At 30.4% G+C, this 11,878-nt stretch carries 7 protein-coding genes; all 7 read left to right on the top strand.

Annotation, left to right across the window (positions count from 1 at the left end; genetic code table 11):
* The coding region (locus PLW95_05820; GenBank protein HOV22181.1) for a substrate-binding domain-containing protein at window positions 1-806 on the top strand (806 nt) is incomplete at its 5' end.
* 255 nt (window positions 807-1,061) lie between these two features.
* Entirely contained in the window at window positions 1,062-1,802 is a 741-nt protein-coding gene (locus PLW95_05815) for a type II secretion system protein (protein HOV22180.1), read from the top strand.
* A 46-nt stretch (window positions 1,803-1,848) separates the two neighbouring features.
* On the top strand, window positions 1,849-5,067 hold the full coding sequence (locus PLW95_05810; GenBank protein ID HOV22179.1) for a carbohydrate binding family 9 domain-containing protein: 3,219 nt from the start codon (window positions 1,849-1,851) through the stop codon (window positions 5,065-5,067).
* A 22-nt stretch (window positions 5,068-5,089) separates the two neighbouring features.
* On the top strand, window positions 5,090-8,575 hold the full coding sequence (locus PLW95_05805) for a sugar-binding protein (GenBank protein HOV22178.1): 3,486 nt from the start codon (window positions 5,090-5,092) through the stop codon (window positions 8,573-8,575).
* A 273-nt stretch (window positions 8,576-8,848) separates the two neighbouring features.
* A complete protein-coding gene (locus PLW95_05800) occupies window positions 8,849-9,808 on the top strand; it encodes a Gfo/Idh/MocA family oxidoreductase (GenBank protein ID HOV22177.1) in 960 nt (319 codons plus the stop codon).
* Window positions 9,793-10,818, top strand: coding sequence for a Gfo/Idh/MocA family oxidoreductase (locus tag PLW95_05795; protein ID HOV22176.1), 1,026 nt, complete (start codon window positions 9,793-9,795; stop codon window positions 10,816-10,818). Before PLW95_05800 ends, PLW95_05795 begins: the two co-directional genes overlap by 16 nt.
* A gap of 10 nt (window positions 10,819-10,828) precedes the next feature.
* Window positions 10,829-11,878 (top strand): hypothetical protein (locus PLW95_05790; protein ID HOV22175.1); only part of this gene is annotated, 1,050 nt, incomplete at its 3' end.

Here is an 11,878-nt window from a genome sequence, read left to right as displayed (position 1 = left end):
ATTTTCACAATGAATCAGAAATATCCCAAAATACTTATGAAGATATTTTATTAAGAGAGTTAAGAAAAGAAGCAACAAAAAATGGATATACAATACTCTTAAAAAACTGGCAGAAAGAAGAAATAGAATATGCAGAAGTGACGAAAGAATCTTCTGGAATTATAGTTCTAAATCCAAAAAGAAATGACAATGAACTTATAAATAGGTTAAGTAAATATTCAATCCCATCTGTTGTAATTGGAGCAAATTTAGAAAGAAAAGATATAAACTATGTCGCTTCTGATAATAAAGGTGGGATGAGACAGGCAGTTGAATATCTTATTTCTCTTGGACATAAAAATATATTTTTTATTGGAGGTAGTATTGAAAGTCATGATACTTATGAAAGATATGAAGAATTTATGAATTATTGTAAAAAAAGGAAAATACAACATAACGAAGTAATTCTGGAAAGTAATTTTGACTGGTCAAAAGAGGTAGAAAAAATTTTGGAGGAAAATTTAAAAGAGAAAAATTTAGCAACTGCATTTATAACTGGTGGTATAACTCTTTCTTTGTACTTAATAGATGCTTTAAAAAAAGCAGATAAAAAAATACCAGATGATATTTCTTTAATAGGTTTTGATGAGTTCCCAATATGTTCACATATTACTCCCCCATTAACAACAATTTATCAACCAATTGAATTATTGGCAAAAAAAGGATTTGAAATACTTGAAGAAGAAAAGAAAAAAAAGAATAAAAAAAGAAAACAGGTAATCCTTGAAACAAAACTTATAATAAGAGAAAGTGTGAAAAGGAGGTGATGAAAAGGAGAAAATGATAAGAAATTCCCCTCTTTAATAAAGAGAGAGGAAAAAGTGTATTTTAGCATCCGCCGCGCTTTATGGCGGAAACGGAGGTGTTAAATGGTAAGAGAAATAAGAAAGAAGTTCCCCTCTTTAACAAAGCATCTGTCCGACATGCTTTGTGGCGGAAGGGGCGAGGGGAGATTTTTAAATCCATCCCAACCTTCCTTTGAAAAAGGAAGGAGTTTAGGGAGAACAAAGGAGGTGATAAGAATGAGAAAAAAGACGGGGTTTACTCTCATTGAATTGCTTGTGGTAATAGCGATTATAGCGATTTTAGCATCAATGTTATTACCTGCTTTATCACAAGCAAGAGAGAGAGCAAGGTCTGCTGTATGTATGAACAACTTAAAGCAAATAGGGACCGCAATGTATATGTATCTAAATGATTATAATGAATATTTTCCCTATGGTTGGCCAAAAAGGTGTCTTCATAGAGCACTTGCTCCTTATTTAGGTTATAAAGATGCTCAATACGAATACGGTGGTTCAAGAGGTCCGATGAGATGCCCAAGTCAAAGAGCAAAGTATGCAGGTCCTTCCTATGGAATTAGCGTATATTTTTTTAGGGATTATTGGTTATATCCTACAACCCAAGATACATTTAAACCAGTTAAACTTTCAAAAGTAAGACACCAGGAAAGAATTGTTATGGTATGTGATGGAAAATATAATGCAGATCCAAAAGGTGAATATAACCCATCTCTTGACCAGATATATACTTCTACTTCTGGAGGTTATATAGAATATGATTCAACTGTTTGGCCACCTTATGCTACACCTTCTACCTGGGGAACTTTTTCACCAAGGCATCATGGTATGACAAATGTTTTGATGGTTGACGGCCATTGTGAATCATTATCCACTAATGATTTATGGTATAAAAATGCCACAGATAATCCATCAGGACATGCATCAACACGACTATATTATTGGTATTCTGGGTGGTTTTAAAATACTTATATATGCTCATTTACGAACATTATACGAGGAGATATAAATGAAACAAGTTCTTTGTTTATTTATGTTTCTGTTTTGTCAGGTGCTTTTTGCAAATGGTTATACAGTCCACTGGTTTGAGGCAGAAGATTTCAAAGGTAATTCAAATATAGTAGGAAGTAATTCAGCAAGTGGTGGAGCATTTGTGGAAGGTAAAACATGGTATCATTTTGTTATGGGTATACCTTTCCCTCAGGATGGGAAAACTTATAATGTATGGACAAGAGTACAAAGTGATGTTCCTGCTAATTGGTATTTGTATGAAAATAGTGAAAAGAAAAGGGCTTTTGGGTGGTTTCACACTGATAAACCTGATGAATGGACATGGGTGCTGATAGGTAAGTTTTCCAATAGTATTGGAGAAACTTTCTATTCAATTTATTTACAAAAGCCCATAGACAAGAATATTCCAACAGCAACTGGCAGAATGGATGTAGTTGTTATTACAGATATTGATAATGCTGATGTTCTTGAGAATCTTCTCAAACAAAGAATTGAAAAGAAAAATGAGAAAGTATCTGAATCTACTAAAGAAAATGAGAAAGAAAAATTTCTTTTATCCTCTCGGCGTTTATCCGATGTTCCTTATATAAAAATCCCTCCTATTATAGACGGAGTTTTAAATGATGAAGCATGGCAGAAAGCAGCAAAACTTGGAGATTTCACACTTACAAATGGGAAATTGGCAACTGAACAGACAATAGGATATATTGCTTATGATGATAATAATTTGTATATTGCTGCGGAAATGTTAGAGAGTCAAATACCATTTATAAGAAAAGTTAGAACTAAACGAAATGATAATGTTTGGCAGGATGATTGTTTAGAAATATTTATAGACCCTGGTTTTACAGAAAAAGAAGCATTACATTTTATTGTTAATCCCATAGGAACACGACAGGATAATCTTTCTGTTCGAATTGATAGGGTAACTGCAATAGGGGAAGAAGGGTTAGATTGGAAAGTAGCAACAACTATAGGTAAAGATAAGTGGTTTGTTGAAGCATCTATTCCATTTCGTCTGCTTGATGTGAATAAACCAGGAGAAGGCGAAATATGGGGATTTAATTTGAACCGAGAACAGCGTCCTAAAGGGGAATTAAGTCATTGGAATTATGTCGGGGGAGATTTTAATCAACCAGATAAGTTTGGACTTATTTCATTTGGTCAGAAACCAGTAACTCTTGAAGCGGTTACTTTTGGAGAATTATTTAAAGATATTACATTTTCTTTAAAAGCGATAGATGGCGATACAAAAAATTTGTCTATATTTTTAACTATTGCAAAAGGAGAAGATGTTTTTATTAAAAGTAATAAGGAAATAAGTATCACTGGGAATAAAACAAAAAAGATAACATTTCCCCTTTCTATAGAAAAGCCAGGTTTTTACAATTTGTCTGCTGTTATAAAAGATTCTGAAAAAGTTCTCTATGAACTTAAATTCCCCATTAAAACCTATTCTGAGTCACTTGTGTCTGTGGCATGGCCACCTGAGATGAGAGGTGGGAATCTTTATATTGCACTTAATACTGCGCAACATTGTTTTTTTCTTTTTGCCAATCATTTTCCTGATAAAAGGCAAATAACTAATCCTATATTTGTAGTATCTGTTCCTTCTGGTGTTAAAATCCTTGACCCAATGGGCTCTCTTCTAATAGGTCCAGAAAGATATAATAATGTTACCTCATGGAATATTTCTGAAGAATCAAAAAATGGGCAAATTTATCATAAGTATACATTTAACCTTGAAAAGAATATACCACCTTCACGCATAGAAAAAGTGCGTTTTTTCCAGAATAGTTTAGTATTGTTTTTTACAATAGAGAATGGAGTATTTTCCGCCGGGGAAAAAATACCTGCATATTTTAAATTAGAAGCAGATGGGATAGAAGAAGAAGAAAATATGATGTATCTAGTTACACTTCCTAATATTGAGGGAAAACAACCCAAAAATATTTTGATACATAATTGGCTATGGACATTCAACACATGCCCATCTATTTGGAAACCATATCTTGATACTTTACAAAAAGCAGGATTTAATTCTATAAGTGTGGAAACAGATAAGTCATATTATTCAGATATGGCAAAAGAACAATACCATATGATAATAATAAACAATTTCTGGTGGTTTTGGTGGAATAATGAATATTTAAAGGAACATCCTGAACATACCGCTATTACTTTTAATGGAGTCAGAGACAGTAGCCCCTTACCGCGCATCTGTCCTACTATTCTGTTAGAAAACAATGGTGAGGTATTGCGTGAATCTATTAAAGGATTTTCTCAATCTGTCACTAACGGAATAACTGATGGTTATATTTGGGACTTGGAGGGTCCAGGGGCATGGGATGTCTGTTTTTGTAAAAGATGTTTAGATGAGTTTAGAAAATTTGCAAAAATTTCTCAGGAAGAAGAACTTACTCCACGAGGGATAAAAGAGAAATATGCAAATGAATGGATCTTATTTGCAACACATCAGTCCAGTATGTTATCAGAAGTTATAAGAAATGAATTAAAAAAGAATAATCCTAATGCAACTTGGGGAGTATATTCTGGGATGCCAGGTCAGATGACTATGGAAAGTTACAGATGTAATTGGGAAGAAATTGCCAATTACATTGATATTGCTTATCCAACGGGATATTCCAATAGTCCTTCATTTCTTGATGATAGATTTGTAAGTGGATGGAAAGAGTTTATAAAATTGATGGAAGGAACACTGCCCCGTAAGCATAGAGTTAAAACAGTGCCTACTTTAACTCCTGGCTATGAACGTGGAGCGGCAATGCAACCTTCTGCTGATTTAATCCGTATGCAAATTCTTCGTTCAGTAGCTTCAGGAGCAGATGGAGTTTCATTCTGGTGGTGGGGACCGATGGATGGACTTTATTACCAGGAAATAGGAAGAGCAACTGCATTAATTGCTAAATTTGAGGACTTTTTCCTTAAAGGTAAAAACAACAATAGTATTATTAAAATAGAAAAGAACCCTTATGGCAAAAATGTTTCATGGGAAGTATTTACTTTGGGAAATAAACATTTAGTTATTTTGTTCAACCATAGTGCTAATGAAACACGTAAATTGAGTTTTAGTTTTCCAGGTATGGATACTGAAATTTCTGGATATTTCTACCCTGAAGGTAAAAAATTTAACCCACTTAGAGAAACAACTGTGGAAATAAAACCTTTGGAAATTGCTGTGCTTATTTTACAATAAAAAAATAAAAAAGGAAGAAGAAATGAAGATAAGAAGTTTTATTTTATTTATTTTTGTTTTGCCATTTATTGTTTTTTCAGAAATTTCAATTAAAGAAGAAAATGACTTTATTTCATTTGAAAAAGGAAAAACAGTTTTAATTTTCAATAAAAAATCAGCATATGGAACTGTTTCTATCAATTTAGATGGGAAAAAAATATGTGAAATTGTTCCTGGTTTTACTAAATTATATACAACAAAAGAAAAAGATAAATATGAAGTTGTTAATTACTGGTTGCCAACAGGTGTTCAGAATCTTGAGTATTATATCAACAGAGATAGAGAAAAAGTAGAACTGATAATTTTCAGAAATTTTCCGGATATTTCAGTAATTGAACATTACACATTTGACGAAAAAGAGTCATTTATAAACTATGTTGCAGAAATAAAAAGGGAAAAAGAGGGATTTAGTTTAGAATCAAATATTTATTTTAATTTATCTGACTCTAAGGAACTGGTCTGGGAACAAAATAAAACAACTCCTGAATTATTGGGTGATTACTGGGAAAAATCAATCGAAATAAAAAATTCAAGGTGGTTAATTGGGTATAATGCAGAAGAAAAAAATGGATTGATAATTATAAGGGACTATGATTTTGACCCTGATGCCGCCTGCCATCATTTTAGAATTTTCAGAGGGCCTACACTTGGAATAAAAATAACTCAGAGGGACTTTTTATCAAGAATAAGTTTGAGAATAGGTGTTTTTGAAAATGAAATACCATTAGAAGTAGTAAAAAAAATAAATTTAACACCCTGCTTGCCTTCACAATATTCTTTTGTAGATGAGCAGAGAGTTTACCCAATGATAAATGAAGAAGAAAAAATAGAAATTGATGGGAAAATTGAAGAAGAAATATGGAAGAAATTAAAAAAGGAAAATAATTTTTATAAATTTGAATGGAATGAATTAAAAAGTCCATACTTTGCTGATGCACAGACAGAGTTTTATGGATTTTATGATAAAGAAAACATATATTTAGCAGTTAAGTGTTATGAACCTGAGATTAAAAATTTAGAAGCAGAAGAGAAAACAGGGAGTCAAAATGTATGGAGAGATGACTGTATAGAGTTATTTATTCAACCAAAGGGTAAAGATGATTATTACCAATTTATAATAAACCCAAAAGGTGAAAAACAGGATAATAAAGGTATAGTTAAAAAATGGAAAGCAAATGGTTATATAGGAAATAATTTCTGGTCAATTGAAGTTGTAATCCCCTTTTCTATCTTAGGATGTAGTCCGGTTGACTTAGATGTATGGAAATTTAATATCTGCAGAGAAAGAAGACATATTTCAGAATTAAGTTCTTGGAATGAGACCTCTGGGACAAATGGTTTTCATCAACCAGAAAAATTTGGTGAAATTATATTTTCCTCTAAGATATATCCTACAAAAATAACATTATTAAAATCAAAGGATTATATTGGAATTGAAAGTGAAATTATAAACATGGAAAATATATTAAAAGAACCATTAAGGATTTTAGTTTCTATTCCAGATGATGAAACAATAGAAAGAATATACCAATTAAATTTAAAAAAAGGGGGAAGAGAATTTATTTCTTTATTTGAAAAAGCAAATGTTGATAAAGGATACAATATAAATTTTGATATAACACCAAAAATTGGAATTCCTTTATATTCAAAAACATTTAAAAAAACTGGTTATAGTGGTCTTATAAGTCGCCTCTGGCCACTCTCTTATGATAAAATTCTATATATTAAAGAAAATACCATCCAGCAGTTTGCATTTATATTTGCCAATTATACAAATAGCCCTCAAAATTTTAATTTGAGATTGGAAGTCCCTAAGGAGATAGAACTTTTATTTCTTGATAGACAATACAATTTTTCTTATGGACAATTTTTCCCTTTGATTGAAGAAAAAGCAGAAGAAATAGATAAGGAATATGGAAAATACAAAAAGTATGAATTAAAATTTTCAAAACCAATTCCTGTTAGAACACTTCCATCTCAAGAAGAGGAAAAAATTTATGAACGTTTAATATTACCTTTTAGTATAGGAAAAACAAATTTAAAAGAATTTAAAATTTATTTTCATATTGAAAATAACGAAAAGAAAATTGTTGAAAAAGAAAATGAATATTTAGTAAAAACTGTCGCGGAATTTAATGCAAAAATGCCAAAGAGTATAGAATCAGGAGTATTTGCTGATTGGTATTTTGGTCCATTTCAAGCATCTGTGAAAGAAGAAAAAAAGAAAGAATTAGTTTTAGAAAGTGCTTCTTCTTGGGAGAAAAGTGGTTTTAATATTTTAATAACAAGTGTAAATAATAAGGAGATAAGAGATGAATTAAATAAAAAGGGCTTTAGAATTAGGACATCTTTATGGTGGTTTTGGTGGGATAAAGAATATTTAGAAAAACATCCAGAATCTTATGCGATTACTTTTAATGGAGATAAAGCAAAATATGAGGGGATAGATACAGTATGCCCAACTTTAATGATTGAGGATGAAGAGGCATTTTTAAATACAAAAAAGATGGTTCAAAAACTTGTAACTGAAAAAGGAAATGATATATGGCATGATACTGAAGGTCCTAATGCATGGGAAATTTGTTTTTGTGATAGATGTATAAAATCATTTAGGAAATATGCTGGAATAGATGAAAAAGAGGAATTAACCCCTTTATTGATAAAATCAAAGTATAAAGAAGAATGGAGAGAATTTGCATCCTGGCAACAGGCACAGATATTTTTAAAAATAAAGAATTCAATAAAACAAGCTAATCCTGATGCAAGATTTGCTAATTATGGAGGTATAAAAGAACCTGACTATAGATGTAATTGGGAGATTCTCTCAAAATATAATTCAATTGATATAGCAGGACCAAGTATGTATGAATTATCTCCGCTTACTCTTAAATACTGGGAAAAAGAAATGGAAAATTTCAGGAAGAGAGTTGGAAATTTAAAAGTAACTCCATGGTTAGATAACGAAGCAAGACAGAGAAATTATAAACTTTTAAGAACCCAGGCATTAAAATCAATAACAATTGGATGTGATGGATATCATATATATTATGATACTTTGATAAGTGTTGATGGAAGAAGATTATTTGATTTAGGAGTTGTAAATACAATTATTAGTGATTTTGAAGATTTCTTTTTAAATGGGAAGAAAATTCAAGGGGAAATTTTTATAGATGAGAACAAAGATGATTATTCTATAGATGGCTGGGAAATTGGGGAAGAAAAAGTAATTTTTATATTTAACCATGATGATAAGAATAAAAAAGAAGTTGAGTTTTCTTTACCATTTGAAATAGAAGAAAAAATTGTCTTTTATGATTATATGAATAAAAAGAATATTGAAGAAGCAAATAAAATATCTCTTTCTCTTTATGATTTAGGCATAAAAATTATTTATATAGGTCCGGAAGAGAAATTAAAAGAAAGGATAAAAATCTGGGGAAATAATTTAATTAACTTTTATAAAGAATAAATATAAAATATTTTTATATCTTTCCAAATTTTTAAATAAGATTTAAAGCAGGATAAAATAATATGAAATTTGTTCTCTTTACCTTTCTTTTTAATGGAATATTTTTCAAATAATTTTGTTTTTCAATCAAAAGTATTTTATCTATTATTTATAAAATATTAAAATATAATTGGTTTTTGAGGATTTTAATTACTTTAAATTAGTTGAAAGTTCTTAAAAATATGATACGTGTTAAAGCAATGTTTTTGATTTTTCATATAGGAGGGAAAAATAATGAAAGCAGCAATTATAGGCGCTTGTGGAGGGAATGCTGGTAATCATATTCGTGCATATAAGAAATTAGGAATTAAAATAAGTGCAATTGTTGATGTAAATAAGAAAGGAAAGAAATTAGCCAGAGAATTAGGTGCAGAATTTTATTCTGATTATAAAGATATAAATGAAAGTATTACTGATATTGCCAGTGTGAGTATGCCACCCTATTTACAGCCAATAGTTACTTCCCATCTTTTAAAAAGGGGTATTAGTGTTCTATGCGAAAAACCAATTTCTCCTACGGTAAAAGAAGGTAAAAAACTAAGGAAAATTATTTCATCAACTGGGAAAATACTGATGGTGGGCTTTTGTTTTCGTTTTTCTCAAAAATTTATTAAACTTAAAGAGTTAATAGAATCTAATGTGATAGGAGAAACATTATATATTAATGCAAGATACAGTGCCGCAAGTAATTTTAAAGATAATTGGCGGACTGATATTAAAAAAGGTGGCGGGATTTTACTTGTAAATAGTATTCACTATGCTGACCTTGCTCCCTGGCTTATTGGACAGAAAATAGAAACTGTGGATGCTTATGGTAGTTCTCGTTTTCATTTGAAAGAGGCAGAAGATAATAGTATTTTAATTTTGAAACATAAAGATGTCTGCGTTACAACAGTTTCTGGACATTACTGGATATTTAAGAAAAGTGTGGTTGATTTTGAAGTAATAGGTACAAAGGCTCGTGCGACTTTTGAAAAAAATTGCATTATTCTTGATAAAAATAATGGAAGAGAAGAAAAGGTAGAATATAAAGAGAATGATATGTATTATGCAGAAGTAAAACATTTTATTGAATGTGTAAAAAATAAAACTTCTCCACAGTGTGGATTGGAAGAAAGTTTACAGGCGACAAATATTATTGAAAAAGCGAGATTATCTATGTTGAAAGGTAAGAGAATATGGATAAAGAGTTAAAAATTGCTTTTATTGAGGTAGGGCATTATCATGCTGGGATGTATTTAAACTTCATCAAAAAAACAAAACATAAAATTATTGCTGTCTCTGATAAAAACAAAGAAATAGCCCAAAAAATAGCAAAAGAATTTACCTGCCATTTTTATTCTGACTATCATAAATTACTGAAAAAAGAGGATATAGATTTTGTTTTTTCATTTGGTAGACATTGTGAAATGCCAGAGATTATAGATAGTATTCTTGAAAGAGGAATCCCTCTTTGCACAGAAAAACCAATAACTAATAATGCAGGAATTATGAAAAAGTTGTCTGAAAAGGCAAATAAAAAAGGTCTTTTTACTGATGTGGTTCTTCCTTTAAGATTTAGTCCTATTATTCTTGCAATAAAAGAATTCAGTGAGAAAAATAATATCGGAGAGATAGTTCACTGTTACTTTCGTAATATGGCAGGACCTATTCAGAGATATATTGATTGGAGAAATAAATGGTTGTTAGATAAGAAAATTGCCTTGGGTGGTTCATTTATAAACGAAGGTCCACATTATATTGACCTTTTTCGTTATCTTACAAAAGAAGAAACAAAATTTGTCTATGCGGGTATGAATAATTGTATCTATGGAAAAAGTATTGAGGATAATTCAAGTGTTATTCTGGAAACAGCGAGTGGAAAAAGAGGAGTGATTGAGATATGTTATGGATATCCAACTGATAGAAACTGGCGTGACTTTGCCTTTGTAATCAATACTACAAATTTTCTTTTTACTCTTATTGATATAGAAAAACCAAGAATATTCAAGTTGGAAATTCGTTGTAGAAAAAATAATAAAGTAGAAATAACAAATTTATTAAAGTATAACCAGGATGTTTACAATGTATTTCTTGAAGAAATGCTTAAAAGATATTTAAACAATCAACCAGGTATTATCCCATTTAATTATTATTATGGAATAGTGAAGGTCTTAGATGCAATTTATAAATCAGTAATGTATAAGAAGGTAATTCAAATATAAGTAAAATAAAATGATAATTCCAGAGTGGGCAATAAATGCAAGAGTTCTTGCAGTAAGGTATCAGGAAATAGATAAATTAGAAAAAATTGCAAATTATTATCAATCAAATGTTGTTATTCTATATTTAGTCCCGGAAACTTCAAATGGATGGTGTCCAGAAGGAACTTATGAACAAATTTCAAATTTTATTAGTAAAGTTCATAAGTATGGAATAAAAATTCTAACATATTTTGATTCTGTTTGTGTAGAAGAAAAATTTTATTATGGAGAACATAAAGATTGGGTTCAGAGGAATCCAGAAGGACAACCACAACATTATCAACCATCTCATATTTCTCAACATAGATATTGCAATTGTATAAATTCCCCATGGAGAAATTATCTTTTAGAAATTGTAAAAAAAGAGGCAAAAATTGGAAGTGATGGTATTTTATTTGATAATCCAGGATATTATGAATTTTGTGGCCCCTCATGTTTTTGTAAATATTGTCAGGAGAAATTTGAAAAAGAAAAAGGTAAAAGTATATTTAATGTTTCAAGAGATGAACAAAAATTATGGGCACATGGTCAAATTGGATTATTTTTAAAAGAGGCATATGAAATATTTCAAAAAATATCTTCAGACAAAGAAATTGTTATTACTTCAAATTATTCTGGACCAACATACCAGAATATGAAATTGCTTTCTGCTGGAGAAAATGTTTTATTTCATGAGACAAGTGGACAAAGAGGTAAAGAACTACTAAAAATACTAAAAGAAGACAGAGAAATTGGTGGGAAAAAACCAATTTGGACAATAAGGACAATTGGGGTAAAAGGGAAAGAGGGATATTCTTCTGACAATGTCTCAGAATATGAGATTTTAATTGCTGAGGCAGTCGCCTGTGGAGCAAATCCTGTTTTGTGGTGCGCTCCAACAAGTATGAGTCCTGAAAATCCTGGATTTGTTCTACCACCATTTTATGAAATTCCAGAGTTTTCACAGATGGTATCGTCTTATTATAGTTTTATTAAAAATTATGAAAAATTATTTTTTAACAGAGATGTTAAATCGTTCTTT

This window comes from bacterium (genome assembly GCA_035370465.1).
Lineage (GTDB): Bacteria > Ratteibacteria > UBA8468 > B48-G9 > JAFGKM01 > JAGGVW01.
The sequence above is the reverse complement of the archived record's forward strand: the minus strand, read 5'-3'. Positions and strand labels throughout refer to the sequence as shown.